Here is a 26,700-nt window from a genome sequence, read left to right as displayed (position 1 = left end):
CACCGCTCAGATGGAAGCCTTTCTCGGCGGCATGGGCATTCTGCTCGACCCTTTCACCTTCTTCATGATCATCGCGGGCACCGTGCTGGGGATCACCGTCGGCGCCCTGCCCGGCATCAGCGGCAGCACCACGATCGCGTTGATGCTGCCGATCACCATCGGCCTGGACCCCGTGGTATCCCTCGCCTTCCTCGGATCGATCTATTGCGCCGCTAATTTCGGCGGCTCCATCACGGCGATCTTGGTCAATGCACCGCGCGATCCTTCCGCCTCCGCCACGGCGCTGGAAGGCTACAAGATGGCGGAACGCGGCGAGGCCGGCATGGCGCTGGGAATGTCGGCGGTGGCCAGCGCCATTGGCGGCATCTTCAGCGTCATCGCGATGATCATCGCGGCGCCCCTGCTGGCAAGAGCGGCCTACAGCTTCGGCCCGCCGGAATATTTCGCCCTGGCGCTGTTTGGCCTCTCCATGTGCGGCGCGGTGGGTGGCGACAGTGCGCTCAAGAACCTCATCGCGGCCGCCTTCGGCGTGCTGCTCGCCACCGTGGGCATCGACCTGACCACAGGCGTGGAGCGCTTCACCTTCGGGTTTTACGACCTCACGGACGGGGTCAGCTTCGTCGCGGCCCTGATCGGCCTCTTCGCGGTAGGGGAAATGCTGGACCAGGCGACGCAGCAGATGGGCAAGCCCAGCCTGCTGAAGATGGATGCCGTGCGCATTCCCGGCCGCAAGGAGTTCAAGAAGTGCAATCGCAGCATCTGGATGGGCAGCGTACTCGGAACCTTGATCGGCATCCTGCCCGCGCTCGGCGCCACCACCGCCGCCCTGATCTCCTACAACGAGACGCGGCGCTGGTCCAAGCACAAGCATGAATTCGGCCACGGGTCGATCGAGGGCGTCGCGGGCCCGGAGGCGGCCAATAACGCGGCGGTGGGCGGCTGCATGGTGCCGACCCTGGCGCTGGGCATTCCCGGCAGTGCGACAACGGCCATCATGCTGGCCGGGTTGATCGTGCAAGGGGTGCGGCCCGGTCCGCATCTGTTCAGCGAACAGCCGACCCTGCTCTACGCCGTCTTCTCCTCCATGTTGGCCGCGAACCTGCTGTATCTCGTGATCGGGCTCGGCGCCGCGAAGCTCTTTGCCAGGATCAGCCTGATTCCGCCGGCACTGCTCTGGCCTGCCGTGTTCGTGCTCTCGGTGATCGGCGCCTATGGGGCCAATCAGTCGATGGGCGATGTCTGGTTGATGATGGCTTTCGGCGTCATCGGACTTCTGTTCCGGCGGACCGGCTTCTCTCCCGCGCCTCTGATCATGGGGTTGGTATTGGGCGCGATGGTGGAAGAAAGCCTGAAGCAGAGCATCCTGATATTCGGCAGCGACATTGTCAGCGGCTTCGCAGGGCGGCCGATCGCCGTGACGCTTTTGCTGATCACCGCAGTCGGGCTGCTGGGGCCAGTGCTGCTGCGCGCCGTGGCACGGCTGCGCCAGCCTGCTGCGGCAAGGGAGGCCTGACAGTTCTGTTGCAAACGGCAGGGTGGCCGAAGTGAGGTAGAACGACGCTGGGCGGCTGAGCGGGACTGGCATGATGGCGGCGAGACAGGAGCTAGCTTTCAAGGGGCGGCACTTCACGTCCGAGGTGATCCTGTGGGCGCTGCGCTGGTACTTGGCATTCCCGATCAGCTACCGGGACCTCGCGGCCATGCTGTCGGACCGAGGCGTCATGGTTGACCACACCACCCTGTTCCGCTGGGTGCAGACCTACGCTGCCGAGCTTGAACAGCGGGTTCGAGGCCACGTGCGCCCCTGCACCGGGTCCTGGTCGGTCGATGAGACCTACATCAAGGTCCAGGGTGCCTGGACTTACCTGTACCGAGCGGTCGACAGCCTCGGTCAGACCATCGACTTCCTGCTGTCAGCCCGGCGGGACGCCGCGGCGGCGAAGCGCTTCTTCCGCAAGGCACTGGCGCAGCTGCATACCGTGAACCCGCGGACGATCACGGTGGACAAGAACCCGGCCTATCCGCGTGCCGTGGTGGACATGAAGCGAGTGGGCGAACTCTGGCGCTTCTCACGGCTGCGGCAGTGCGAGTACCTGAACAACATCGTGGAGCAGGACCACCGGAGGATGAAACGCCTGGTCAGACCAGGGCTTGGCTTCGGCGGCCTGCAGACAGCCAGGATAATAGTTGCGGGCTACGAGGCATGGCGATGATCAGGAAGGGACAGGTTCACGGGATCAGTGGTTGCGACACCGCAGCACAGGCAGCGTTCGTCACAAACCTCCTCGCCACTGCATGATGTCGGGCTCTACAGTATCACTTCTGCCCTGCACCACCGTTCGCAACAGAACCGCCCGATCACGCTTCTCCCCCACGCTTGAACCAACACTGCCCGCCAAAATGTGCAGACAGCGAGGCCAACTCGCGGGATCCTCACCCTCTCAATCCCTGGAGATCCCGGCGCCCAGACCGCCATCCACCAGCAGGCAGTGTCCGTTCACGTAAGACGCCTCGTTCGAGATCAGGAAGAGCGCGGCATAGGCCACCTCCCAGCCCGTCCCCTGGCGGCCAAAAGGGACCAGCGCGGCACGGTTGGCGCGGTTGCGGCTGGCGTCGCGGCCCATCGGGGTGTCCATCAGGCCAGGGGCGAGGCTGTTGCAGCGAATCCCCAGCGGCTCCCCGGCGCGGGCAATGCTGCGCGCCAAGGCGACCTGCGCGGCCTTAGATGTCTCATAGGCCGGGTTGCGCGATGCGGCGCGTTGGCTGGCCAGGGACGAGATCAGCACGATCGAGCCGCCCGGCGTCATCGCGCGCAGCGCCTGCTGAGCAAAGAGCATGTTGCTGCGGACGTTCACGGCGAAGACGCGGTCCCAGTCCTCCGTCGTCAACTCGTCCACCTTCTGCCGTGTGGAGATGCCGACGTTCAGCACGACGCCGTCCAGGCCGCCGAGCTTCTCCTTCGCCTCGGCCACCGCGCGGGGAATGGCGCCTGGGTCGGCGACGTCGGCGGTGATGGGGACGGCGTGCCCCCCCTCCCCCGCGATCATCCGGCAGGTCGCCTCCGCGGCCTCGGGCACGATGTCGAGGCAGGCAACCGAGGCGCCCTCCCGCGCGAAGAGCATGGCCATGGCGCGGCCATTCCCGACCGGCGGGGCGGGCTCGTTGCTGGCGCGCTGGCCGGCGCCGACCACCAGCACGCGGCGGCCGGCCAGGCGCCGGCAGCGCGGGCCCTGGCCCAGCGTCTCGGGATGGACCGAGCGGCCCGGGTCCGTTGCGTTCGGAGCGTGGTTCAAGCCTGGAGCATCCATGGTCGTGTCTTTCTTCAGGAGGTGATCAGCGGATGTCGTGCACGTCGTGCCGCATGATCGCGTAGAAGATGATGCGGACAGCTACCGGCATGACTGCCTCGTCCGAGGCGGATACTGCCGGGCTGGCGGCGCGGGAGAAGAGACGGGCATGAGGGTAATCGTCGTAGGGGCGAGGCCGTGCTGATCCAGGGCGCCAGCAGCGGCGCCGGGCTGATAAGGCTGCAGATTGCGAAGGAGACGGGCGCCAGGCTGGTGATCGGCACCTCCACCGATGCGGAGCGCCGCGCGCGGCTGGTGGAGTTCGGCGCCGACCTGTCCGTGGACACGGGTAATCCGGCTAACCGGTGCTGGTGCTGGCCGCGACGGGCGGGGAAGGCGTGCAGCTCGTCGTGGACCAGGTCGCCGGCCCGATGATGAACGCCAACCTCCGTGCCGCCGCCATCCTCGGCCGGGTCGTGAATGTCCGGCGGCTCGGCGGGCGGGAGGCGGCCTTCGACTTCGAACCGCACGCGCTGCGGCGGATCACCTATGTCGGCGTCACCTTCCGCACCCGCAGCGCGGAGGAGGTGAGCGAGATCAACCGCCGCATGCGCGCCGGCTTCTGAGACGCACTGGAGGCCGGGCGCCTGCGCCTGCCGATCGCGGCGGAGTATCCGCTGGACCAGGCAGCGGAGGCGCTGGCCGGGATGCGGGCCAACGGTCATTTCGGGAAGATCCTGTTGCCACCCCAAGCCCACGCGGCGGCTCAGCTCACGGCCCGGGACCGGCCCTCCCAGTAGGGCGCGCGCAGGGCCTTCTTGTCGGGCTTGCCCAGCACCGTCAGCGGCAGGCCCTCCACGAAGTCCACGCTCTTCGGGGCGGGGACGCTGCCGAGCCGCTCCTTCACGTAGCGCGTCAGCTCCTCCGCACTCGCGCTCCGGCCGGGGCGGCAGACGATGACGGCCTTCACCGCCTCCCCCCAAGTCGGGTGCGGCACGCCGATCACGGCGGCGGCGGAGACGGCGGGGTGGGTGGTGAGCACGTCCTCCACCTGCTTCGGATAGACATTGAAGCCGCCGGAGATCACCATGTCCTTCTTGCGGTCCACGATGAAGAAGAAGCCACGGGCGTCCTGGTAGGCCATGTCGCCTGTGTGCAGCCAACCGTTGCGCAGCACCTCGGCGGTCAGCTCGGGCTGCTTGAGGTAGCCGGCCATCACCAGGGGGCCGCGCACGCAGATCTCCCCCACCTCGCCCTGCGGCACGGGCCGGTCGCTCTCGTCCAGCAGTTGCACGGCGATGCCGGGATAGGGCTTGCCTGCGGAGGAGAGGATGCGCTCGTCCGCGTCCAGATGATCCTGGCGGGAAAGGGTGAGGATGGCGCTCGGTGCCTCGGTCTGCCCGTAGCCCTGCTGCAGGACCGGGCCGAACACCTCCAGCCCCTCCCTGATCCGCGCCGGCGACATCGGCGCCGCCCCGTACATCAGCGTCTCCATGCGGGAGAAGTCGGTGCGGCGCGTGCGCGGGTGGTCCAGCAGCTTGTAGACCATGGTGGGCACGAGGAAGGTGGCATTGGCCCCGTGCTCCTCCATCGCATCCAGGAAGCGGTCGGGGTCGAATCCCTTCTGCAGGATCACGGTGCCGCCGCGCCAAAGGACGGGGATCAGCGTCGCGCCCGCCCCATGCGAGATCGGGGTGGGGCAGAGCAGCCGCACCCCATCGCTCCAGGCGCGGCCGGCCATCAGCAGCAGGGTCTGCGTCATCACCGCGCGGCCCGGGAGCATCACGCCCTTTGGGCGGCCCGTGGTGCCGCCGGTATAGGCCAGGCGGATCACGTCCTCCGCCCCGGCCTCGGAGGGAAGCGGCGCGGGCGCGAAGCGCGCGGCCTCCTCCCAGAAGCCCGGCAGCTCGCCGCCGGCATCGTGCAGGTACCAGTGTGGGATGGACGGCAATCGGCCGCGCAGCGCGCGGGTCCGCTCGGCATAGGCCGAATCCGCCAGCATCAGCCGCGTCTCTGCATGGCCGAGGATATAGGCATGGTCCTCGATCCCGCCCATCGCCTGCAGCGTCACGGAGCGCAGGCCGAGGAGATAGATCGCGGCGGTGACGAAGAACACCTCCGGCCGGTTGCCGGAGAGCTGCACCACTGTGTCGCCCCGCTTCAGCCCGAGAGCGCGCAACTGCTGGATGGCGCGGCTGATCGCGTCCCGGGTTTCCGCGTAGGTGAAGCGGCGTTCGCCGTCGATGAAGGCGATACGGTCGGGATAGCGGTCCAGCAGGGTGACGATCATGTCGCCGATCGTGCCGCTCTCATACACGGACCTTGCAGCGCTCTGCTCGGACATCATCTCCCCCTCGCCTTAACGACGATATTTCGTAATAATCTACAGCATATCGTAGCAATGCAGCGGGGCAAGCATGCAAACCCTGCACGGAGGAATCGTATGGCCGAACGGGACATCGCGGCTGTCGACATAACTTGGCCACATCAGGCAAATTTCGGCCCCGGCGCCATCGCAGCGATTGGCAAGAGGATGCGCGCGCTCGGCGCTAACCGCGTGCTGCTGGCCTCCGATGCCGGAGTTGCAGCGGCAGGGCTGGTGGAACGCGTGGCCGGGCTGCTGCGCGCCGTGGGCCTGCACGTCGCCATCGACACCGGCGTGAGCCCCAACCCGCGCGAGGCGGAGGTAGAAGCGATCCTGGCCTTGTGGGAGGCCGAGGGCTGCGACGCCATCGTGGCGCTCGGCGGCGGCAGCACCATCGATGCGGTGAAAGGTGCCTGCCTCCGCCGCTTCACCGGCCGCTCGCTGGACAGCCTGTTCGACGAGGGCATCCAGGAGAGTCCATGCGAGCCGCTGCGCTTCGTCGCCGTCCCCACCACCTCCGGGACGGGCAGCGAGACAACGCTCGGCGCGGTGCTGAAGACCCCGAGGCGCAAGCTGGTGCTGCGCAGCGAGCATCTCCGCCCCGCCCTCACCATCCTGGATCCCGAGCTGGTCGTCTCCCTGCCCCCGCGCGCCACGGCGGCCACCGGCTTCGACGTGCTGATGCACGCGCTGGGCGTGCTCACCTCCAACCGCCCGCATCCGATCGGGGAGATGGTGGGGGCGGAGGCCATGCGCCTCGCCGCCGCGCACCTCCCGCGCGCGGTGGAGGATGGACGGGATATCGAAGCGCGCTCCGCGATGATGCTGGCGAGCTATCTCGCCGGCCATGGCATCACGCTGAAGGGGGTGGATGCCATCCACGGCCTTTCCACCCCCGTGGAGTCCCTGACGGACTGCACCCATGCCGATTCGCTCGCGGTCATCTGCCCGCATGTCATGCGCTTCAACCTTCCCGCGGCGGGTGGGCGCTACGCCAGGATCGCGCGGATGATCGGCGTGGCGGCGGAGGGTGAACCGGACATGACAGCGGCGGAGCGACTGATGGCGCATCTCACCGGGCTGCGGGACCGCTTCGGCATGCCCTCCCGCCTGGGCGCCCTCGGCGTGCAGCCCTCGATGATCCCGGAGCTGGCCCGCCAGGCGCAGCTGAGTGCCGCCACCCACGGCAATGCGCGTCCCCTGGACGCGGCCGCCGCATCCGCCCTGTACGAGGAGATGGTCTGATGCCCGGCCCCCTGCACGGCCTTCGCGTCCTCGACTTCTCCGAGTTATTGCCGGGACCCTTTCTCACGGGCTGCCTGGCCGAGCTGGGCGCGACGGTGCTGAAGGTGGAGCGCCCGCCCGCGGGCGACCCGGTCCGGCGCATGTCGCCCGGCGTCTTCGGCGCGGTGAACCGCGGCAAGGGCAGCGTGCTGATCGACCTGAAGCGGCCGGAGGGGCGCGAGAGGGCGCTGGCGCTTGCCTCGGAGCACGACGTGCTGGTGGAGAGCTTCCGCCCCGGCGTGATGGCGCGCCTCGGCCTGGGCTACGCGGAGCTGGCGGCGCTGAACCCGCGCCTGATCTACGCCTCCCTCAGCGGCTACGGGCAGGACGGGCCCTACGCGGCGGTGCCAGGCCACGACCTGAACTACCTTTCCGTCGCCGGCATCAAGGCCATCTCGGGCGGCAGCGCCGGCGTGCCGGTGGCCGATCTCTGCGGCTCGGTCTACGGGCTGGCGGCGGTGCTGGCGGCGCTGGTGCAGCGCGGCGTCACCGGGCGCGGACAGCACCTCGACGTGGCGTTGACGGAATGCGCGCTGCACTGGATGAACCCGCGCCTGGGCCGCTTTGCCGGATCGGGGGCGGAGACGCTGGAGGCGCAGCGCGGCATCGCCGGATCGCGCCCCGCCTACGGCGCCTTTCCCTGCCGCGACGGACGCGCCCTCAGCATCGCAGCGCTGGAAGACCACTTCTGGGCGCGGCTGGTCGCGGCGATGCCGCTGGCCCCCTTCGACACCCCGGCCCATGCCAGCATGGCGCAGCGCGTGCCGGAGACCGAAGAGATCAACGCCACCATCGCCGCCCGCTGCGCCGAGGAGGAGAGCGAGGCCCTGCTGGAGCGCCTGCTGGCCGCCGACGTGCCGGCAGCGCCGGTGCTGGCCCCCGGCGAGCTGGCCGGCTTTCCGCATCTCGTCGCGCGCGGCGCCATGGAGAGGACGGCCCTGGGCCCGCTCGCGCGATTTCCCGTCCGGCTGGAGGGCATGGCCCCGCTGGGCGAGGCACCGCCGCTGGGCGGGCAGGCGGAGGTGCGGCCATGAGTGGAGCCTCTATGCCGCCGCGCATCGCACGGGCGCTGGAGGGCAAGGTCGCCATCGTCACCGGCGCGGGATCGCAGGCCGAGGGGATCGGCAATGGCCGCGCCTCGGCCATCCTCCTTGCCGAGGCGGGCGCGCGGGTGGTGCTGGTGGACCGCGAGCGGAGCTGGGCCGGGCGCACGGCGGAGATGATCGCGGCCGAGGGCGGCGAATCCCTGGTGGTGCAGGCCGACGTCACCCGGCCTGGGGAATGCCGCGCCATTGTCGATGCCGCGGTGACGCGCTTCGGCCGGGTGGACGTGCTGGTGAACAATGTGGGCATCGGCGGCGCCAGGGGCACGGCGGTGGAGACCGACCTCGAGGAGTGGAACCACGGCCTGCTGGTGAACGTCACCTCCATGATGCTGATGGCGAAGTTCAGCATCCCGGAGATGGTGCGGCAGGGCGGCGGCGCGATCGTCAACATCGCCTCCGTCGCCGGGCTGCGCGGCGGGACGCCGAACCTGCTCTATCCCACCTCCAAGGGGGCGGTGGTGAACATGACCCGCGCCATGGCCGTGCACCACGCGCGGGACGGCATCCGGGTGAACTGCGTCTGCCCGGGCATGCTCCACACCCCCATGGTCTATGCCGGCGGCATGACGGAGGAGATGCGCGAGGCCCGCCGCAACCGATCCCTGCTGCGGACGGAGGGCTCGGGGTGGGATTGCGGGGCGGCGGTGCTCTACCTCGCCTCCGGCCACGCGCGCTGGGTCACGGGGGTGATCCTGCCGGTGGATGCCGGTGCCACCGCCACCACCTCGCTCGACCTGCCGGACCGGCGAAGATAGCAGCCAGGCTTCAAAGATCCGGCCGCAGGATCTGGCGGAGCACGCTCCCCACCTCGTGCAGAATGGCGGCTTTCATCCGCATGGGCCTGCATCTTTCTCACGCAGCGTCACCACCGTATCCAGCACCCAGGCGCCTTCGCCCGCGGCGCCGACGCGCAGCGGGTTGATCTCGATCTCCTCGATCCCCTCTGGCCGCGCCTCCACCAGGGCGGAAACCGCCGCCATCGCCGCACAGAGCGCCTCCAGGTCGCAGGGCGCCGCGCCGCGCAGGCCCTGCAGCAGCGGGAAGCCGCGCAACTCCCGCAGCATCCGCCCGGCCTCGGCAGCATCCACGGGCAGAAGGCGGCGGGACACGTCGCGCAGCAGTTCCACATGGATGCCGCCCAGGCCGCAGGTCATCACCTGGCCCAACACCGGGTCACGCGAGACGGAGAGCAGGATCTCCTGCCCGCCGGAAGGCGCCATGCGCTCCACCAGCGCGCCGTCGATGCGGGCCGCCGGCTCGTGCCTGCGCGCCGCTTCTCTGACGGCCTCGAAGGCCGCGCGCACCGCCTCGGCCGTCCGCAGCCCGAGCACCACGCCACCGATGTCGGATTTATGCAGGATGTCGGCGCTGGCGATCTTCACCGCAACCGGGAAGCCCAGTTCTGCCGCGATCTCCACCGCCTCGGTGTCCGAGCGGGCAATCCTTCCCTCCGGCACCACGAGGCCGGACGAGCGCAGCATCGCCTTGCCCTCCGCCTCCGACAGCGTCCGGGTGGGTCCCGGCGGCCCGGCGCCCATGCCTCGCGGCATCGCACCCGGCTCCCATTCGCCGCGGTCGATGAAGCGGCGGAAGGCCTTGGCGGCGTTGCGAAGGCTGCGGATCGGCACCATCTCCGCTTCCGCGAAGTGCCGGTAGGCCGCGCCCGTCCGCTCGCTCATCCAGACCGGAACGAGCGGCACGGGCGAGAGCCGCTGCGCCGCCGCCATCCGCTCCGCCACGGTGAGCGAGACGGGCCCGTAATCGAGCGGCATCGGCAGCATCACCAGCGATACGGCCGGGTCATTCGCCACCGCGGCCAGCGTCTCCTCGATCACGGACGGGTTGGTCAGGGTGACGGTGGTCGTGTCCACGGGATTGCCGAGCGCGGCGAAGGAGGGAAGCTTTTCCGCCAGCGTCGCGGTGGTTTCCGGCGCGAACCCGGCCAGCACGATGCCGGCCTGCCCCACCATGTCCGCCGCCAGTGCACAGGCCCCTCCCGAGGAACCAAACACGGCGATCCGCGCGCCGCGCTGCGGCCGCCCACGCGCGAGCAGGGAGGCGACATCCACCAGCTCGTCCACGTCGTCCACCTCGATGATGCCCATCTGGCGGAAGGCGGCGCTGTTCACCTCGGCGGAGCCGGTGAGCGAGGCGGTGTGCGACGCCGCCGCCTTCATCCCGTACTCCGAGCGGCCGACCTTCAGGGCCACGACCGGCTTTCCGGCCTCCGCCGCCGCCCGCGCCGCCGCCAGGAAGCGCGGCCCGTCCTTGATCCCCTCCAAGATGGTGCCGATCACCTGCACATCCGGCGCGCCGGCCATGTAGTGGATGAAGTCCGCGACCTGCAGGTCCACCTCGTTGCCAGTGGAACACCACAGGGCAAAGCCCGCGCCGCGCTCCATCGCCTGCATCAGGTTCCGCCCGAGGCCACCGCCCTGGGTAGCCAGGCCAATCGGGCCGGGGCGTAGATCGTCCTTGAAGGCGGGGGAGAAGGTGAAGCCGAGCCGCTTGTTGATGTTCGTCACGCCTGGGCAGTTCGGCCCGTAGAGGCGCATCCCCGTGGACTGCGCCAGCGCCTTCATCTCCGTCTCGACCGCGCGACCCTCTTCCCCGGTCTCGCCGAAGCCGGAGGTGAGGATCACGCAGATCTTCACGCCGATCGCCGCGCACTCGCGCAGCGCCTCCATCACCCCGGCGGCCGGCACGGCGATGACGGCCAGCTCCGGGGCGGAGGGCAGGTCCGCGACCCGCCGGTGGCAGGCCAGGCCGCGCACCTCCGGCCGCGTCGCGTTCACCAGGTGCAGCGTGCCGCGGAAATCCGAGTGGTCCACGATGTTGGCGAGCGTTCGCCCGCCGACGCTGGCGGCGCGCTCGGAGGCCCCGACCAGCACGACGGAGCGCGGGTCGAAGAGCGGGGCGAGGTCGGAGAAGCCGCTCATGTCAGCGCCGAGAGCCCGAGGATCTCGCGCCCGGCGATGAGCGTCTGGATCTCCGTCGTCCCTTCCGGGATCATGCCGCCGCGCGTGTCGCGGAAGATGCGCTCGATGGGGTATTCGGTGGAGTAGCCCATCCCGCCATGTACCTGCAGCGCCATGTTCGCGACCTCATGCGCGGCTTCCGTGGCGTAGAGCTTGGCGATGGAGCATTCCGTGCGGGCGTCACGCCCGCGGTCCAGCGCAGTGGCGGCGTTGTAGGCCAGGGCGCGTGCGGCCTCCGTGCGGATGGTCATGTCCACGATGTGCTTCTGGATCAGCTGGAAGCTCCCGATCGGCTTGCCGAATTGCTTGCGCGTCTTCGCGTACTCCACGGAGAGGTCCAGCGCGGCCTGGGCCGCGCCGACCGCTCCCATGGCGATGTTCACCCGCGCGGCGTTCAGCCCCTTCAGGACGTTGCGGAAGGCCCCACCCTCCTCGCCCAGCAGGTTCTCCCGCGGGATTACCACATCGTTGAAGCCGAGTTCCGCGGTGCCAGTGCAGCGCAGCACCATCGTGTCCAGCGGCCGCACGTCGTAGTGCGCCGCCTCCCGCTCCACGATGAAGGCGGAGAGGCCGCCGTCGCAGTCCGGGCTGAAGGTGCGGGCGATGATGATGGCGAAGTCGGCACTGGCACCGTTGGTGATCCACATCTTCCGCCCGTTGAGGACGTAGGTGTCACCCCTGCGGTCGGCGCGCGCCTGGACGCCGGCGGCGTTCGATCCGGTATCCGGCTCGGTCAGCCCGAAGCAGGCGCGCCGGCGATTCTCCAGCAGCGGCCTGAGGAAACGCTCGTGCTGTTCCGGCGTGCCATAGGCGTGCAGCCGGTTGATGGCGCCGTTGGTGATGTTCACGAGCGTGCGAAGCGACATCCAGTAGTAGCCGCTCTGCTCCAGCAGCATCCCCCAGGTGACGTAGTCCAGCCCGAACCCGCCATCCGCCTCCGGCAGGCGGCCACCGAGATAGCCGAACTCGGCCAGCTCCCCCAGGATCTCGAAGGGGAAGGTCTTTGACGCCTCGTGCTCGTTGATCACGGGCGCGACGCGGCGCTCCATGAAGCGGCGCACGTTGTCGCGCAGCAGCTCCTGCTCGGGGGTGAGGTCAACGGCCATGGTGGCCTCCAGGCCGACGCGCCGCACCCGGGTTCTGCGATCGGTGATGCCCCGTCGTGAGACGCGCCATGCCTGCTTCCTTCCCATTGCCGGGCGTTCTCCACCCTGGCGTCCATCTCTGGTGAAGGGATGGTAGAGAAAGTGACTTTTGAGTCAACAATATGTCTCAAAGGTCACTGCCGGTTCGTGCCATCCCGCTCTGGAAAGCCCGCAACGGCTCCTCTACGGCAGGCCCATTGGACCCTTCCTGGAGCGCCCATGCCGACCACCGTCCCGGCGACCTTGCGCACCCTCGCCGTCTTCGAGGTCTTCGCCCGTGAACAGCGCGACCTCTCCAACGCCGAGATCGCCCGCCTCATCGGCCTGCCGGAGAGCAGCACCTCGGACCTGCTGCACACGCTGCACGAAGCGGGATACCTGCTCCGCACCGTCCGCTCGCGCCGCTTCTATCCCACGCGCCGCCTGCTGGACGTGGCCCGCCAGTCGGCGGAGCGGGACCCGATCGCCGCCTTCGCCGCGGACGCCATCGCGGCGCTGAGCGAGCGCACCGGCGAGACAGCCATCTGCGGCAGGCCGGACGGCGCGCGTGTGCAGGTCATCGCCATCCAGGAGGGCAGCCACCCCCTGCGCTACATGCTGCGCCCGGGCGAGCGTTTGGCCATGCATGCCTCTGCGCTTGGCAAGGCGCTGCTCGCGCTGATGCCGGTGGAGGAGATGCGCCGCGCCATCCGCGCCCGGCCGCTCCGCCAGCTCGGCCCCGCCGCCATCACCGACCCCGACCAGCTGGAAGTGGCGGTGGAGGAGGTGCGGGCGCGCGGCTGGGCCTGGGTGGCCGGGGAGGCGGGAGAAGGGGTGGCCGCCATCGCCATCGCCGGGCTGGTCGGGGGCGAGCCCCTGGCCATCTCCCTCGCCGGCCCCACCACCCGGCTGGAGGCCAGCCGGGAGAGTTACCGCGCCGCGCTGGAGGAGGTGCGCCCCCTTCTCTTTGCTCCTGAACCGCCCAGGGGCTGAAGACGCGCGTTGATTCCTCCACCCCCTTCGGTATCCTGAAGGTCACTCCGATGACTCGGAGGTCACGGCATAAAGCCGGATGCGGGAGGAAAGGATGCGGATTACCAGACGGGTCCTCAGCTTGGGGATGACGGCCCTCGGTACCATGGGAAGCACCAGGGGCGAGGCGGCGCAGGGCGGCTATCCCAGCCGGTCCCTCACCTGGATCGTGCCCTTCACCCCGGCGGGGATCACGGACGTCAACTCCCGTCTTTTCGCTCGCAAGATCGGTGCGCAGCTCGGCCAGACCGTTATCATCGACAATCGCCCCGGCGCCGGCGGCACGCTGGGGACCGAGATGGGCGCGCGTGCAGCGCCCGATGGCTACACGATGATGTATGGAACCCAGGGCACCCTCGCCACAGCGCCTGCCCTGTTCCGGCGCCTGCCCTACGATCCCCTGCGCAGCTTCATCCCCATCCAAGCCATGTTCGAGACGCCGAACGTGCTGGTGGTGCACCCCTCCCGCCCCTACCGCACGGCGCAGGAGCTGATCGCCTATGCCAAGGCCAACCCAGGCAAGGTGAACTTCGGCAGCTCCGGCGTGGGCACCGGCACGCATCTGGCCGCCGTGCTCTTCCAGACCGTGGCGGGCATCGAGATGACGCACGTGCCCTATCCCGGCAGCGGCCCGGCCTTGACGGACCTGATCGCGGGCACGCTGGACATCATGTTCGACTACGCCGTCGCCACGCGGGACCATATCGAGGGCAACCGCCTGCGCCCGCTGCTGGTCACGGCTAAAAACAGGATCCCGGCCTTGCCGGAGGTACCCACCGTGACGGAGATCGGCGTGCCGGACGCCGCCTCCGCCGCCTGGTCCGGCATCCTCCTCCCCGCCGGCTCCCCGCCCGAGGCGGTGGAGAAGCTCGCCGCCGAGGCCGCCGTGACGATCCGCGACCCTGAAATCCGCCACATCGCCGAATCGAACGGCAGCCGGCCCATGGTGGAGCTGAACCGCGACAGCTTCGCCCGTTTCATCGAGGCGGAGATTCCGCGCTGGGCGGAGATCGTCCGCCGCTCCGGCGCGCAGCCGAGCTGAGGGGGCCGCCATGCCGATCAGCCGTCGCGCCCTTGCCCTCAGCAGCCTCGTCCTCACGGGGGAGGGCGCCCGGCCTGGCGGCGCGGCGGCGCAGGAAACCGCGCCCTATCCCTCCCGCGCCGTCACCTGGATCGTTCCCTTCAACGCGGCCGGGGTGACGGATTCCACCTCTCGCCTCGCCTCACGCAAGCTCGGCCAGCAGCTTGGCCAGCCCGTGGTGATCGAGAACCGGCCCGGTGCCGGCGGCACGCTGGGCACGGAGTACGCCGCGCGCGCCGCGCCGGACGGCTACACGGTCCTCTACGGCACCAATGCCGCCATGTCCGGCGCCCCCGCCCTGTATCGGCGACTGGGCTACCACCCCGTGCGCAGCTTCACGCCGCTGCAGGGGTTGTTCGAGTCTTCCAACGTGCTCGTCGCCAACCCTTTGCGCCCCTATCGCACTGCGGAGGAGTTCATCCGCTTCGCCCGCGCCAATCCTGGCCGGGTCAATCTCGCCCACGCCGGCGTCGGCACCTCCACGCACCTCACCGCCGTATTGTTCGAATCCATCGCCGGGATCGAGATGACGCATGTCGCCTACACCGGCGCCGCGCCCGCGCTGACCGACCTTATGGCCGGCAACGTGGACGTGATGTTCGACTACGTGGCCACCACGCGGAATCCCATCGCCGAAGGCCGCATGCGCCCGCTCGCCGTCACTGCGCGGGCGCGCATCCCCGCGCTGCCCGCCGTGCCGACGGTGGCCGAGGTCGGGCTGCCTGACGCCTGGTCCTCCACTTGGTCGGGTCTGTTCATGCCAGCGGGCGCGCCCGCGTCCGTGGTGGAGCGCCTTTCGAACGCCGCTGCGGCCGTGATCCGCGACCCGGAAATGCGCGCCTTCGGCGAGGGCAATGGCAGCCGCCCCATGGAGGAGCTGAACGGCGAGGCCTTCGCCCGCTTCGTTACGGCCGAGATGGAGCGCTGGGGGGAGATCGTCCGCCGCTCCGGCGCGCAGCCCCTCTGAGGGGCCGCGCGTCCCGCCCTCACTCCATGCGGATGTCGGCGCTTCGGATCACCGCGCCGATGCTGGTCCGCTCCGCTGAGAGCGCGGCGGTGAAATCCCGCGGCCCCAGCCAGGCGGATTGGCCGCCGAGGTCTTTGATGCGCTCTGAGAAGCCCGGGTGGTCCACGGCGCGCCTGACCACATCCGTCAGGTAGGACACCATGGCTGGCGGCATGTCCGGCGGGCCGCCCAGCCCAACCCAGGTGGTCATGACCACGCCGGGCACCACGCTGTTCAGCGTGGCGGCTTCCGGGAAATCCGGGTGCGGCCGCTCCCCCGTCACCGCGACCGCGCGCAGCGACCCGGTGCGGACATGCGGCAGGGTGGGGCTGACGCTGTCGATCATGAAGTCGATCTTGCCGCCGATCAGGTCCACGATGGCCGGGCCGCTACCGCGATAGGGCACATGCGTCGCTTCGAATCCGCCCTCCTTCTTCAGCATCTCCATGACGATGTGCTGGGACGTGCCCGGCCCCGGTGTGCCGTAGGACAAGGGGGTGGTGCGGGACCGCGCCCGCGCGGCTTCCAGCAGCTCGCGCACGTCACGGAAGGGGGATTCCTTCGGCACCACCATGACCAGCTGCCCGGCCGTCATCCGCGCGATGGCGGTGATGTCCCGCTCAGGGTCGTAGGGCACGCGCATCATCAGGGGGTTGGTGACGACTTGGCCGGGGGTGAGCATCAGCAGCGTGTAGCCATCCGCCGGGGCGCGTGCCGTCATCTCGGTGGCCACGTTGCCGCCGGCACCCGAGCGGTTCTCGAGCACGACCTGCTGGCCCAGCAACTCCGATAAGATCGGGGCCGCGAGCCGGGCCGCGATGTCGGTCGCGCCGCCGGGTGCGAAGCCGATCAGCAGCCGGACAGGCTTGGACGGGTAGCCCGGCGGCGGCGGCGGCGCGGGCTGCGCCCGTGCGGCGAAAGGTGCCGCGGCCCCGAGGGCCAGCAAGCCCCGGCGGGTTCGGATCATGACAGTTCCTCCGTGCCGGCCAGCACCTTCGCGGGCCGTCGCCTTCTTTTCGACCCGATAGTCAATAATGTTACTTTGAAGTCAAGTCCTGATCTGCCTCCCGCGATGATCACTATATCAGGCCCCCGAAAGGACGTTCCGTTTTGATATCAGATCTTTGACCTTAGGGTCGGTATAGTCACAAAAGAGGTTCAGGGAGTGACGCCATGCATACGACCCGCAGAGCCACGGGCTTCGGGCTGACAGCCCCAGGTGCGCGCCGCGCCCGGCCCAGGGGGGTTATCCGAACCGCCCCCTCACCTGAATCGTGCCCTTCACCTCCGCGGAAATCACCGACATCCAGTCCCGCCTTTTCGCACGCAGGCTCGAGGCCGGGCTGGGGCGGGCGGTGACCATCGACAATCGGCCCGGCGCGGGCGGAACAGCCGGCACCAAGGTGGGAGCCCGCGCCATGCCCGATGGCTACACGCTTCTCTACGGTACGGCGGGCGTCGGACCGGCACACACCTCGCCACCGTCCTGTTCCAGACGGTGGCGAGTATTGAGATGACCCATGTCCCCATCCCGGCAGCGGCCCGGCCATCACGGGCCTGATCGCCGGCAACACCGGCGTCATGTTCAACTACGCGGTCGCGACCCACGGCTACATCGAGGGCGGCCGGATGCGTCCGCTCGTCGTCACAGGCCGGGATGCCCGGTGCCGGCCTCGCTTCCTGGTCGGGGGTGTCCTGCCTGCCGGTGCTCCGCCGGAGGTCGTGGAGAGGCTTGCCACGGCCTGCAGCACCGTCATGGAGGAAGCCGAGCTTTTCAGGCACGCCGAGAACGACAGCAACTGCTTCCTGGCGGGGCTGAGCCACGAGTGCTTCGCCGTCTTCATCCAGGGTGAGTTGCCGCGCTGGGCGAAAATCGTGCGGCGCTCCGTCGCGCAGCCGCTCCGAGGCGGGCGTCGCTTAGCCCGCCCCGGCCGACCCGCGCAGCCCGTTCAGCACGTAGCCGGCGAAGATCTCCCCGATCTGCAAGCCGGTCAGTGGCCCGTCGGGCGTGTACCAGCGGGCGATGTGGTTGATCGCGCCCATGAAGAAGGCGACCATCAGCTTCGGGTCGCCTGGTGCGATCGAACCGGCATCCATCGCCGCCTGCACCATGTCACGCAGCGCCCGGTCCGCCTCGCGCATGCGCCCGCGGATGGGATCGGCGTATTCAGGCGGCAGGGAGGTCACCGGCTCCGCCAACACAGCATAGGAACCGAGCTCGCTCGTCACCAGGTTGATGTAGTGCACGATGTAGAGCCGGAGGCGCTCCAGCGGGTCCTCGCTGGCGGCGAAGGCGGCTTTCCGCGCTTCCGCGCCCGCGTCGAAGGCGATGGTCTTCGCCTCGTAGAGGATTTCGTGCTTGGTGCGGACGTAGCGGTAGAGCGCGGGCTTGGTGACGCCCAGCGCTTCCGCGATCTCCTCCAGCGAGGTGTTGTGGAAGCCCCGGCGGCCGAAGGCGCGAGCGGCCTCGCGCACCAGGGCGCGGCGCTTCGTCTCGAACTGCGCCTCACGCGGCGGGACGGCATCCGCCCAGCGCGCTGGCCTCTTCACGCTTGTCGTCCGAGTCATTTCCCCATCCCGCTTCGTGACACGTGATGGCCGCACTGGGCGGCCAGCGCAAGCCGGACCTTCAACCACGTCATTTGAGTTGACTCTGAAGTCACTTTTAATACCATGAAGTCACTGATTGAGTTTCGAGGTCCAGCGGCGGCCAACGCGGCGGATTGACGGAGGATCGTCCATGTCCATCCCGCGGCGCGCGGCCCTGGCTCTCGCGCCCCCGTTCCTGGCAGCGTGGCCGGCCGGCGCGCAGACGCAGCCGCTCCGCATGGTCTGCGGCTCCTCGCCGGGCAGCATCACCGACCTGATCGCGCGCATCGTGCAGCCGGGCCTGGCACGGCGGCTCGGGCAGCCCGTGGTGGTGGACAACCGTCCCGGCGCGGGCGGCAACATCGCCGCCGAGTTCCTGGCGCGTGCCGCCCCGGACGGCCACACGATCATGGCCATCTCGGGCGGCATCATGACGCTGAACCCCTACCTGTACCGCGACCTGCCCTTCGATCCCGTGCGCGACATCCGGCTGGTCTCCCGCACCACCGCCGGCGGCTTCCTCCTCGCCGTGCCTGCTTCGACCGGTGTGACGGATGTGGACGGGCTGATTGCCCACCTGAGGCGAAAGGGCGACGCCTCGAACTACGGTTCCCCCGGCATCGGCTTCGCCATGCATATCGGGGCGGAGGTCTTCCTCAACGCCATCGGCGCCAAGGCGACCCACGTGCCTTATCGCGGCAGCGCGGCCGCCATCAACGCCCTGGCCGCCGGGGAGATCGACTTCCTTTTCGACAGCCGCGGGCCACTTCTGCCGCAGTTGCAATCCGGCGTGGTCCGGGTCATCGCGAACGGGGGCTTGCTGCCGGACCTCGCCTATCCCGACCTCCCCCGGCTTTCCGACCGCTACCCGGAGGTGGTGGTGCAAAGCTGGACCGCGATCGTCGCGCCCGCCAACCTACCGGACCCGCTGCTGCACCGCCTGGACGATGCCACGCGCGAGACACTGGAGGAGCCGGAGACGGCGGCGCGGTTACGCGTCGTGGGCAACGGCCCGGCCTATCTCGGGCCTGACGCCTTCAAGACCTTCTTCGCCGAGGAGCGCACCCGCGCCGCGCGCGGCGTGGAGTTGGCCGGGATCCGCCCGCAATGAAGGCCTCCCGACGCCACCTCCTCGCCGCCGCGGCGCTGGCACCCTTCGCCCCACGCCCGCTGCACGCTCAGGGCTTCCCGGCGCGCCCGATCAAGCTGCTGGTCGGCTTCTCGCCAGGGGGCGCCACCGATATCGCGGCCCGCCTGCTGCAGCCCCTTCTGGGCGAGGCGCTCGGCCAGCCCGTAGTGGTGGAGAACCGCTCCGGCGGCGGCGGCAACGTGGCAACCGACCTGCTCACTCACGCGGAGCCGGACGGGTATACACTGATGCTCGCCAGCCCCGGACAGCTCATCGTGAACCCGCTGCTGGACCCGAAGTTCAGCTTCGACGCTGCGCGGGACGTGACCGCAATCGGGCAGACCACCAGCAGCCCGCTCGTTCTCGTGGTGCCCGCGAATTCCCCCTACCGAGACGCCCGCGCGTTGATCGACGCGGCCCGTGCCAGGCCTGGAAAGATGAACTACGCCTCGGCGGGCGTCGGCAGCTCCATGCACATCGCGGGAGAGATGCTGAAGGCCTATGGTGGGCTGGACATCATCCACGTCCCCTACCGCGGCAGCGGCCCCGCCATCACCGACCTGATCGCGGGTGGCGTGGACTTCATGATCGACAGCGTCTCCACCACCACCCCGCACATCCGCAACGGCGTGCTGCGCGCACTGGCCCAGACCGGCGCCGAGCCCTTCCAGGAGATGCCGGCGGTCCCGCTGCTGAAGGACATCGTGCCGGGCGTGGCGATCACCACCTGGCTCGGCCTCGTCGGCCCTGCCCGCCTGCCCGCCCCGGTCGTCGCGCGCCTGTCCGGCACGCTGCGGGGCGCGGTGCAGGGGCCGGTCTTCACCGCGCGGATGAAGGACCTGGGCAGCCAGGCCTACTGGGCCGGGCCGGAGGACTTCGCCGCCCATCTCGCCGCAGAGCGGCAGCGCGCGGCGGAGGTGATCCGCCGCGCCGGCATCCGACTGGAGTAGGTGCATTGGATCTTCGCGACCCCACCCTCTACGCCCCATCGGGCGCAGGAGACGGCGCCGTGCTGCTGGCGCTGCGCGATCCCGCCACGGGCACTCTCGCCTTCCCGCGCACGCCTCACGGCATCGGCGGGAGCGGCACGCCGGCCGAGATGGCGGAACCCGTGGAGCTGAGCGGGCGGGGGGAGGTAATCATCTGCGTCACCATCCACCAGCCGCTCTCCCCCGGCATGAAAGTGCCGCTGCTCGTCGCCCGGCTGCGGCTGGAGGAGGGCGTCGTGCTGGACGGCGTCCTCGAAGGCACCGAGGAGCCCGCGCCAGGCACGAGGGTGCAGGCGGTCCTGGTGCCGGAGGAGCGGGAGGGCGGGCCTGTGCTCGCCTGCCGCTTCCGGGTGGCGTCATGAGCGGGCTCGCCTCCATGCGCCCCGTGCGCGCCGTCGGCATCGGGATGCACCCCTACCAGTTTCCGACGGAAACCCCCTACCTCGCCCTCGGCCTGACCGCGCTGCGGCAGGCGCTGGCGGATGCCGGGCTGCAATGGCCGGACGTGACCTTCGCCGCCATCGGCACGGGCGCCATCGGCATGGCGGCAGGGCGCGTGATGCTGCGCCACATCGGCTCCACGGGGCTGGAGGTGATGCAGGTGGAGAACGCCTCCGCCTCCGGCTCCACCGCCTTCCGCATGGCCTGCCTGATGGTCGCCAGCGGCCAGCATGAGATCGCGCTGGCGCTCGGCGTGGACAAGTTCGGCAGCGGCCAGCGTGCAGCGCATAAGGATGGCATCCCCCGCCTGACGCCCGCCGCCGAGATCCCGGCCGTGAAGTTCGCCCTGATGGCCCGCGCCTGGCGCGACAAGTACGGCCTGACGCGGGAGGACCTGGCGCGCGTGGCCGTGAAGAATCACGGAAACGCCGCGCGCAACCCCTACGCCCAGTTCCGCAAGCCGCGCACGCTGGAGCAGGTGCTGAACAGCAACCCTGTGGCGGGCGACCTCACGTCCTTGCAATGCACCCCGCGCGGCGAGGGCGCGGCGGCGGTGATCGTGGCGAGCGAGGAGGCAATCCGGAAGCACGGGCTGGACCGCGGGCGTGCCATCCGCGTGCTCTCCTCCGTCTCCTCATCCGAGCACGCCGTGGCCGACGAGGGCTGGAGCCTCGTGGAGATGGTGCAGCGCTCGGGCCTCTCCGCCTTGGCCGCGGCAGGGCTGGGCATGGAGGAGATCGACATCATCGAACTGCACGATGCCTTTACGATCGAGGAGATCGTCTATGCCGAGGCGTTGGGCCTGTGCCCCCTCGGCGAGGGCGCGGCGCAGCTGCGCGAGGGCAAGTGGGACATCGGCGGCGGGGGCTGTGCGGTGAATCCCTCGGGCGGCCTGCTCGGCATGGGGCATCCCATAGGGCCGACCGGCGCTGGACAGATCGCGGAGATCGTCCGGCAGCTCCGTGGCGAGGCGGAAGGGCGGCAGCACCCCGGCGCGCGCACGGCGCTGGCGCATATGATCGGGCTGGGCTCCGTGGCCGTCGGCCACGTTCTGCAGCGGGACTGAGGGAGATGCGGATGCGCGAGGAACTGGAAACGCTGATCTACGAATCAGCGGATGGCGTGGCCGTGATCACCCTCAACCGGCCGGACCGGATGAACTCCATCGGCGGCACGATGAAGGAGGATCTTGCAACTGCCTTCTTCCGGCTGGCGAAGGAGGATGCAGGGCTGCGCTGCGCCATCCTCACCGGCGCGGGCGATCGCGCCTTCTGCGCCGGCGCCGACATCAAGGAGCGGGCGGAGCTGCGCCGCACCGGCCCGGAATACTTCATGGCGCAGAAGGCCACGCACCAACTCATCCGAGGCGTGATGGAGTTCGAGCGCCCGCTGATCGCCGCGATCAACGGCGTGGCGCTGGGCGGCGGACTGGAATTGGCCCTGACCGCCGACATCCGATACGCCGTCGCCCACGCGAAAATGGGCCTGCCAGAGGTGCGGCTGGGCGCCATCCCCGGCGCCGGTGGCACGCAGACCCTGCCGCGCGCAGTGGGCGCCAGCATGGCGAAGGAACTGCTGTTCACTGCCGAGCACATGACGGCGGAGAAGGCGCTTTCCATCGGGCTGGTGAGCAAGGTGGTGGCGAGCGACGTGCTCAGCGCCGCCATGGAGACGGCGCGCAAGATCGCGGAAATGCCACCGCTTGCCGTCGCCTTCGCCAAGCGCGCGGTGAATGCGGGGCTGGGAGGCGGGATCGATGCAGGCTTCGAGTTCGAGCGCTATGCCGCCGGCATGCTGACCGACAGCGAGGACCGGCGCGAGGGATTCCGCGCCTTCGTCGAGAAACGCAAGCCCGTTTATGTCGGGCGCTGAGGGGACATCATGGAACTGAACCTCAAGGGCAAGGTCGCGCTCGTCACCGGCGGTGGCCAGGGCGTCGGCCGGGCCATCTGCAAGGAGCTTGCGGCGGAGGGGGTGAAAGTGGTCGTCAACGACCTCTTCCCTGAGCGCGCCGAGGCCGTGGCGCAGGAGATCCGCGACGCGGGCGGCGACGCGGTGGCCTCCCCCGGCGATATCACCAAGGCCGATTCCGTGAACGCGCTGGTAGCAAAGGGGCGCGATGCTCTCGGCCCCATTACCATCCTGGTGAACAACGCCGGCGTCACGCCGGAGCGCCGCGCCAAGGGCGGCATGCCGCCTACCTTTATCGAGACGCCCGACCGCGAGATGCACCAGACCGTGGAGCTGAACGTCTACGGCACCATGTACTGCTGCCGTGCCGTGCTGCCCGACATGGTTGGCCAGAAATGGGGCCGCATCATCTCCATCGCCTCCGAGGCCGGGCGCGTAGGAGAGGCGCGGCTGGCCGCTTATTCCGGCGCCAAGGCCGCCATCATCGGCCTGACCAAGGCGCTGGCGAAGGAGCACGGGCGGGACCGCGTCACCGCCAATGTTGTCGTCCTCGGCGCCGTCTCGCATGAGGGGATCGCGCCGGGGCAGGCGACAAGTGCCGACGCCACGCCGGAGAACAACGAGCGCCTGGCGAAGATGCTGAACGCCTATCCTTCCGCCAAGGGCCTCGGCCGCCTCTCCCGCCCGGAGGATGTCAGCGGGATTGTCACCTTCCTCGCCTCCGACCGCGCGGCCTTCGTCACCGGCCAGCATGTCGGCGCGAGCGGTGGCTACGCGATGCCCTGAGGAGCACGGTCATGCACGAACCCGTCTTCCGCACGCGCATCACGGAACTGTTCGGCATCCGCCATCCCATCCTGGGCGGCGGGCTGATGTGGCTGTCGGATGCGCGCTACGTCGCCTCCATCGTGCGGGCGGGTGGCATGGCCTTCCTCACCCCGCGCTCCTTCCCCGGTCCCGGCGCCTTTGCGCGGGAACTGGTGCGCTGCCGCGAGCTGTGCGAGGGAATGCCTTTCGGCGTGAACCTCAACGTCTCCCGGGTCGAGAACCACAACCTGCACCTGGACGAGTGGCTGGACCTCTCCCTGAGGGCCGGCGTCCGCCACTTCGAGACGGTGGGCCGCGCCCCGGGGGACCTGATCCACCGCATCCACGCCGCCGGCGGCATCGCCATCCACAAATGCCCGCTGCTGCGCCACGCGCTGAATGCGGAGCGCGCGGGGGCGGATGCCATCACCGTCATCGGGCGCGAGGCGGGCGGCCATCCGGGGAATGCGGAGCTTTCCTCCTTCGTCGTCGCCCCCCTGGCCGCGCGCAGCCTCAGCGTGCCGCTGGTGATCGGCGGCGGCATTGGAACCGGGGACAGCATTCTGGCGGCGCTGGCCGCAGGAGCGGAGGGCGTGCTGCTCGGCTCCCGCCTGCTCGCCGCCGAGGAGGTCTGGGCCCACTCCGCCTACAAGGAGCGGATCGTGGCGGCGGAGCAGGAATCCTCCGTCCTCACCTTCTCCGGCAACCACCCCATGGGCGCCTGGCGCGTGCTGGAGAACGAGACGGCGCGCGAGGTGCTCCGGCGGGAGGCTGCCGGCGCCCGCGGCTACGAGGAGTTCGCTGACCTCGTCGGCGGCACGAGATCCCGCGACCATGCCTACCGTGACGGCGAGGTGGAGCGCGGCATGCTCTCCTGCGGCCCCGCCGCCGCCTTTACGGGGGCGGTCGAGCCGATGGAGACGATCATCGACACCCTGATGGCCGAGGCTGTGGCAGCCCGCGGGCGCCTCGCTCGCCTCGGCGCGATGGACGCCGTGCCCACATGAGCCAAACCATTGTCTTCGGGGGCACCACGATCGAGGGTGATGCCCTACGTGACCGGGCCGCTCGGGCGGCCTCGGGTCTGGCGGCGCTGGGCGTCGCGCCGGGGGACCGGATCGCCGTGATGATGCGGAACGAGCCCGCTTATCTCGAGGTTATCCTCGCCGCGGACCGTCTCGGCGCGGCTCTGGTGGCGATCAACTGGCACTTCCGCACGGACGAGGCCGCCCACGTCCTGACGGATTGCGGGGCCCGCGTGCTCGTGGTTCACGCCGACCTCCTGCCGCAGATCGCTGCCGCGGTGCCGGCTGGCATCACCCTGATCGTCGTGCCGACGCCACCCGAGATCGCCGAGGCCTACGGGATCGGCGCAGCGCCCGCCGCCCCGCCCGGTGCACTGGATTGGCCGGGCTGGCGCGACTCCCATCGGCCCTGGACGGCACCCACCCCGCCCTCCCTCGGCATGATGCTCTACACCTCAGGCACGACGGGCCTCGCCAAGGGTGTGCGCCGCCTTCCCGGCACGCCGGAGCAGCACGATTCCGCCCGGCGCATCCGCAACCTCGTGGGCGGTGCCCGGCAGGGCATGCGCACCGCGGTGGTAGGCCCGCTCTACCACGCCGGCCCCGCCTCCAGCGCGCGCGTGGCGCTGGCCCAGGCCGCGCTGATCGTGGTGATGCCGCGCTTCAACGCGGAGGAGCTCCTGCGCGCGATCGAGAGCCACCGGCTGACGCACCTCGCCCTCGTGCCCGTCATGCTCGTGCGCCTGCTGAAGCTATCCGAGGCAGTGCGTGCCCGCTACGACCTGTCCTCGCTGGAGGGCGTCACCCATGGCGGCTCCGCCTGCGCGCCGGAGGTGAAGCGGGCCATGATCGCGTGGTGGGGGCCCATCCTCTCCGAGACCTACGGCTCCACGGAAGTCAGCCTCATCGCCGCCTCCCGCTCAGAGGAGTGGCTGCGCTTCCCCGGCACGGTTGGTCGCGCCTTACCCGGCACCTCCATCCGAATCCTATCCGAGGAAGGACGGGTCCTGTCGCCTGGCGAGATCGGCGAGATCTACGTCGATTCCGGGCCGAACGCCCTGCCCTTCACCTACCACAACCTGCCCGGGGAACGGGCGCGGGTGGAGCGGGACGGCCACATCACCAACGGCGACGTCGGCTATCTGAACGAGGAGGGCTACCTCTTCATCACCGACCGCAAGCGGGACATGGTGGTCTCCGGCGGCGTGAACATCTACCCCGCCGAGATAGAGGCCGCGTTGATTACCCATCCCGCCGTGCTGGACTGCGCCGTCTTCGGCGTGCCGGATCCGGAATACGGGGAAGCCCTCGTCGCGGCCGTGCAGCCGCGCCCCGGCGTCGCGCCCGCAGCGCAGGCGATCCGCGATTACCTGCGGGAACGCCTGGCGGGCTACAAAGTCCCGCGGCGAGTCTGGCTGGTGGACGACATGCCGCGAGACAGCATGGGCAAGGTGTTCAAGCGCCGCCTGCGCGAGGCCTATGCCGGTGCTCCCGCGTGACCATGGCGGGCTCGGGTCCGCCCCCGCCCGGCAGGCCGGTGGAGGTTGCACCCGGCATCCTGCGGGTCCGTATGCCGCTTCCCGGGCCGCCTTCCCATGTGAATTGCTGGCTGCTCGTGGATACCGGCCTCGAGACAACGCAACACGGAAGGTCTGGCGGCACGTCTTCGCGAAGGGCCTCGCGGGGCGGCCGGTCACGCGCGTCCTGGTCACCCATTTCCATCCGGATCACGTCGGCCTCGCCGGCTGATCCGCGCGGATTGGGGCGCATCGCTCCTCATACCCCCGCAACGGTAAGCGTCAGCCGATGGCCGCAGCCATCATGCGTCGCGCAGAAAAGTGGCGCCACTTTTGAGAATCCAGACGGCTACCGAGTTGCCCTGCAACGGAGCGACTGGACCCTCTAACCCGAGAAGCCAAGCAGGTCCGGTGTCCACCGAGATTGTTTGAAAAGAGCGCGGAGCGGCTTATCCTCTCGGCATGGGTGCCAGGGGGCGATGATGAAGCGCTTCGTCGAAGGCGAGGACCGGCGGCAGTCGACGCTGCTTCCTGAATGCCTGAATGACTTCGTCGCGGCGGACAATCCGGTGCGGGTGATCGAGGCGTTCGTTGACGAACTGGACCTGCGCGCCCTCGGCTTTGCAGGCGTGGTGCCAGAGGCAAACGGACGCCCGGCCTATCATCCGGCAACACTGCTCAAGATCTATGTCTACGGCTACCTGAACCGCCTCCAGTCGAGCCGCAGGCTAGAACGCGAGGCAGGACGCAATCTCGAGTTGATGTGGCTAACCGGTCGGCTGACGCCTGACTTCAAGACGATCGCCGACTTCCGTCGCGACAACGGTCCAGCGATCCAGGCTGCCTGCCGCCAGTTCGTAGCGTTGTGCCGCAGGCTTGGGCTGTTCATCGATGCGGTGGTCGCGGTGGATGACAGTAAGTTCAAGGCGGTCAACACACGCGACAAGAACTACACCCTGGCGCCATTCAGCGCCGGACCTTCCGCTCTCCGCTCTCCGCTCTCCGCTCTCCGCTCTCCGGCGTAGAGCG

Annotated in this window: 25 protein-coding genes and 2 pseudogenes; 21 read left to right on the top strand and 6 right to left on the bottom strand. The window is 69.7% G+C overall.

The genetic code is table 11. The features are described 5' to 3' along the window. Positions 1 to 10: 10 nt before the first annotated feature. Both IBL25_RS08665 and IBL25_RS08660 read left to right on the top strand, forming a co-directional pair. Entirely contained in the window at positions 11 to 1,513 is a 1,503-nt protein-coding gene (locus tag IBL25_RS08665) for a tripartite tricarboxylate transporter permease (protein ID WP_187778153.1), read from the top strand. Between the two features lie 73 nt (positions 1,514 to 1,586). After that, positions 1,587 to 2,299, top strand: a pseudogene (locus IBL25_RS08660) (IS6 family transposase). A gap of 142 nt (positions 2,300 to 2,441) precedes the next feature. Here the strand turns inward: IBL25_RS08660 and IBL25_RS08655 are convergent. Then, the gene (locus IBL25_RS08655) at positions 2,442 to 3,293 is read right to left on the bottom strand and encodes an SDR family NAD(P)-dependent oxidoreductase (protein WP_202986725.1); all 852 of its coding nucleotides are present in this window, start codon (positions 3,291 to 3,293) and stop codon (positions 2,442 to 2,444) included. Positions 3,294 to 3,652: 359 nt separating this feature from the next. On the opposite strand from IBL25_RS08655, the gene IBL25_RS08650 reads away from it, so the two are divergent. Next, on the top strand, positions 3,653 to 3,913 hold the full coding sequence (locus IBL25_RS08650) for an MDR/zinc-dependent alcohol dehydrogenase-like family protein (RefSeq protein ID WP_187778151.1): 261 nt from the start codon (positions 3,653 to 3,655) through the stop codon (positions 3,911 to 3,913). A gap of 6 nt (positions 3,914 to 3,919) precedes the next feature. Further along, positions 3,920 to 4,087, top strand: coding sequence for a zinc-binding dehydrogenase (locus IBL25_RS27535; RefSeq protein WP_187778162.1), 168 nt, complete (start codon positions 3,920 to 3,922; stop codon positions 4,085 to 4,087). Here IBL25_RS27535 and IBL25_RS08640 read toward each other — a convergent pair. Next, complete coding sequence (locus IBL25_RS08640) at positions 4,054 to 5,634, bottom strand: AMP-binding protein (RefSeq protein ID WP_202986724.1); 1,581 nt, start codon at positions 5,632 to 5,634, stop codon at positions 4,054 to 4,056. The genes IBL25_RS27535 and IBL25_RS08640 overlap by 34 nt on opposite strands. A 54-nt stretch (positions 5,635 to 5,688) precedes the next feature. Here IBL25_RS08640 and IBL25_RS08635 point away from each other — a divergent pair, with 54 nt between their 5' ends. The 3 genes from IBL25_RS08635 to IBL25_RS08625 are packed head-to-tail and all read left to right on the top strand — an operon-like array spanning position 5,689 to position 8,797. Further along, on the top strand, positions 5,689 to 6,897 hold the full coding sequence (locus IBL25_RS08635) for an iron-containing alcohol dehydrogenase (protein WP_367615580.1): 1,209 nt from the start codon (positions 5,689 to 5,691) through the stop codon (positions 6,895 to 6,897). Then, a complete protein-coding gene (locus IBL25_RS08630) occupies positions 6,897 to 7,970 on the top strand; it encodes a CaiB/BaiF CoA transferase family protein (protein ID WP_187778149.1) in 1,074 nt (357 codons plus the stop codon). The genes IBL25_RS08635 and IBL25_RS08630 overlap by 1 nt, the downstream gene beginning before the upstream one ends. Then, positions 7,967 to 8,797, top strand: a complete 831-nt coding sequence (locus IBL25_RS08625) for an SDR family NAD(P)-dependent oxidoreductase (RefSeq protein ID WP_238940292.1) — start codon at positions 7,967 to 7,969, stop codon at positions 8,795 to 8,797. The genes IBL25_RS08630 and IBL25_RS08625 overlap by 4 nt, the downstream gene beginning before the upstream one ends. A 72-nt stretch (positions 8,798 to 8,869) precedes the next feature. On the opposite strand, the gene IBL25_RS08620 is transcribed toward IBL25_RS08625, so the two are convergent. Both IBL25_RS08620 and IBL25_RS08615 read right to left on the bottom strand, forming a co-directional pair. Beyond that, positions 8,870 to 10,981, bottom strand: coding sequence for an acetate--CoA ligase family protein (locus IBL25_RS08620; RefSeq protein ID WP_187778148.1), 2,112 nt, complete (start codon positions 10,979 to 10,981; stop codon positions 8,870 to 8,872). Next, the gene (locus IBL25_RS08615) at positions 10,978 to 12,126 is read right to left on the bottom strand and encodes an acyl-CoA dehydrogenase family protein (RefSeq protein ID WP_187778147.1); all 1,149 of its coding nucleotides are present in this window, start codon (positions 12,124 to 12,126) and stop codon (positions 10,978 to 10,980) included. Before IBL25_RS08615 ends, IBL25_RS08620 begins: the two co-directional genes overlap by 4 nt. A gap of 258 nt (positions 12,127 to 12,384) precedes the next feature. Between IBL25_RS08615 and IBL25_RS08610 the strand changes: the two genes are divergently transcribed. The 3 genes from IBL25_RS08610 (at position 12,385) to IBL25_RS08600 (ending at position 15,224) form a co-directional block, all read left to right on the top strand. Next, entirely contained in the window at positions 12,385 to 13,137 is a 753-nt protein-coding gene (locus tag IBL25_RS08610) for an IclR family transcriptional regulator (RefSeq protein ID WP_187778146.1), read from the top strand. A 145-nt stretch (positions 13,138 to 13,282) separates the two neighbouring features. After that, positions 13,283 to 14,218, top strand: coding sequence for a Bug family tripartite tricarboxylate transporter substrate binding protein (locus IBL25_RS08605; RefSeq protein WP_202986723.1), 936 nt, complete (start codon positions 13,283 to 13,285; stop codon positions 14,216 to 14,218). 10 nt (positions 14,219 to 14,228) lie between these two features. After that, positions 14,229 to 15,224: a Bug family tripartite tricarboxylate transporter substrate binding protein gene (locus tag IBL25_RS08600; RefSeq protein WP_187778144.1), complete on the top strand. Its 996-nt coding sequence runs from the start codon at positions 14,229 to 14,231 to the stop codon at positions 15,222 to 15,224. A 19-nt stretch (positions 15,225 to 15,243) separates the two neighbouring features. On the opposite strand, the gene IBL25_RS08595 is transcribed toward IBL25_RS08600, so the two are convergent. Further along, on the bottom strand, positions 15,244 to 16,230 hold the full coding sequence (locus tag IBL25_RS08595; RefSeq protein WP_187778143.1) for a Bug family tripartite tricarboxylate transporter substrate binding protein: 987 nt from the start codon (positions 16,228 to 16,230) through the stop codon (positions 15,244 to 15,246). A gap of 307 nt (positions 16,231 to 16,537) precedes the next feature. Between IBL25_RS08595 and IBL25_RS27530 the strand changes: the two genes are divergently transcribed. Further along, entirely contained in the window at positions 16,538 to 16,780 is a 243-nt protein-coding gene (locus tag IBL25_RS27530) for a tripartite tricarboxylate transporter substrate-binding protein (RefSeq protein ID WP_187778142.1), read from the top strand. A 400-nt stretch (positions 16,781 to 17,180) separates the two neighbouring features. Here IBL25_RS27530 and IBL25_RS08585 read toward each other — a convergent pair whose 3' ends face one another. Further along, on the bottom strand, positions 17,181 to 17,831 hold the full coding sequence (locus tag IBL25_RS08585; RefSeq protein WP_187778141.1) for a TetR/AcrR family transcriptional regulator: 651 nt from the start codon (positions 17,829 to 17,831) through the stop codon (positions 17,181 to 17,183). A 172-nt stretch (positions 17,832 to 18,003) separates the two neighbouring features. On the opposite strand from IBL25_RS08585, the gene IBL25_RS08580 reads away from it, so the two are divergent. The 10 genes and pseudogenes from IBL25_RS08580 to IBL25_RS08535 all read left to right on the top strand — a co-directional run. Further along, on the top strand, positions 18,004 to 18,963 hold the full coding sequence (locus IBL25_RS08580) for a Bug family tripartite tricarboxylate transporter substrate binding protein (RefSeq protein WP_187778140.1): 960 nt from the start codon (positions 18,004 to 18,006) through the stop codon (positions 18,961 to 18,963). Further along, the gene (locus IBL25_RS08575) at positions 18,960 to 19,931 is read left to right on the top strand and encodes a Bug family tripartite tricarboxylate transporter substrate binding protein (protein ID WP_187778139.1); all 972 of its coding nucleotides are present in this window, start codon (positions 18,960 to 18,962) and stop codon (positions 19,929 to 19,931) included. Before IBL25_RS08580 ends, IBL25_RS08575 begins: the two co-directional genes overlap by 4 nt. Before the next feature lie 5 nt (positions 19,932 to 19,936). Further along, positions 19,937 to 20,332, top strand: a complete 396-nt coding sequence (locus IBL25_RS08570; protein WP_187778138.1) for a Zn-ribbon domain-containing OB-fold protein — start codon at positions 19,937 to 19,939, stop codon at positions 20,330 to 20,332. Beyond that, positions 20,329 to 21,477 carry a thiolase family protein gene (locus IBL25_RS08565; protein WP_187778137.1) on the top strand — a complete coding sequence of 383 codons (1,149 nt, stop codon included), beginning with the start codon at positions 20,329 to 20,331 and terminating at the stop codon, positions 21,475 to 21,477. Before IBL25_RS08570 ends, IBL25_RS08565 begins: the two co-directional genes overlap by 4 nt. Positions 21,478 to 21,488: 11 nt before the next feature. After that, positions 21,489 to 22,283: an enoyl-CoA hydratase/isomerase family protein gene (locus IBL25_RS08560; RefSeq protein ID WP_187778136.1), complete on the top strand. Its 795-nt coding sequence runs from the start codon at positions 21,489 to 21,491 to the stop codon at positions 22,281 to 22,283. Positions 22,284 to 22,292: 9 nt separating this feature from the next. Next, positions 22,293 to 23,108 (top strand): SDR family NAD(P)-dependent oxidoreductase, encoded by an 816-nt coding sequence (locus IBL25_RS08555; RefSeq protein ID WP_187778135.1) that lies wholly within the window; start codon positions 22,293 to 22,295, stop codon positions 23,106 to 23,108. Between the two features lie 11 nt (positions 23,109 to 23,119). Beyond that, the gene (locus tag IBL25_RS08550) at positions 23,120 to 24,136 is read left to right on the top strand and encodes an NAD(P)H-dependent flavin oxidoreductase (protein ID WP_187778134.1); all 1,017 of its coding nucleotides are present in this window, start codon (positions 23,120 to 23,122) and stop codon (positions 24,134 to 24,136) included. Beyond that, on the top strand, positions 24,133 to 25,653 hold the full coding sequence (locus IBL25_RS08545; protein WP_187778133.1) for an AMP-binding protein: 1,521 nt from the start codon (positions 24,133 to 24,135) through the stop codon (positions 25,651 to 25,653). The genes IBL25_RS08550 and IBL25_RS08545 overlap by 4 nt, the downstream gene beginning before the upstream one ends. After that, a complete protein-coding gene (locus IBL25_RS08540) occupies positions 25,634 to 25,903 on the top strand; it encodes an MBL fold metallo-hydrolase (protein ID WP_238940291.1) in 270 nt (89 codons plus the stop codon). The genes IBL25_RS08545 and IBL25_RS08540 overlap by 20 nt, the downstream gene beginning before the upstream one ends. Positions 25,904 to 26,153: 250 nt before the next feature. Beyond that, positions 26,154 to 26,633, top strand: a pseudogene (locus tag IBL25_RS08535) (transposase); the annotation flags it as partial. Positions 26,634 to 26,700 lie beyond the last annotated feature (67 nt).

Origin of the sequence: Pseudoroseomonas ludipueritiae, assembly GCF_014490445.1 — a bacterium.
GTDB classification, from domain to species: Bacteria; Pseudomonadota; Alphaproteobacteria; order Acetobacterales; family Acetobacteraceae; genus Pseudoroseomonas; species Pseudoroseomonas ludipueritiae.
The sequence above is the reverse complement of the archived record's forward strand: the minus strand, read 5'-3'. Positions and strand labels throughout refer to the sequence as shown.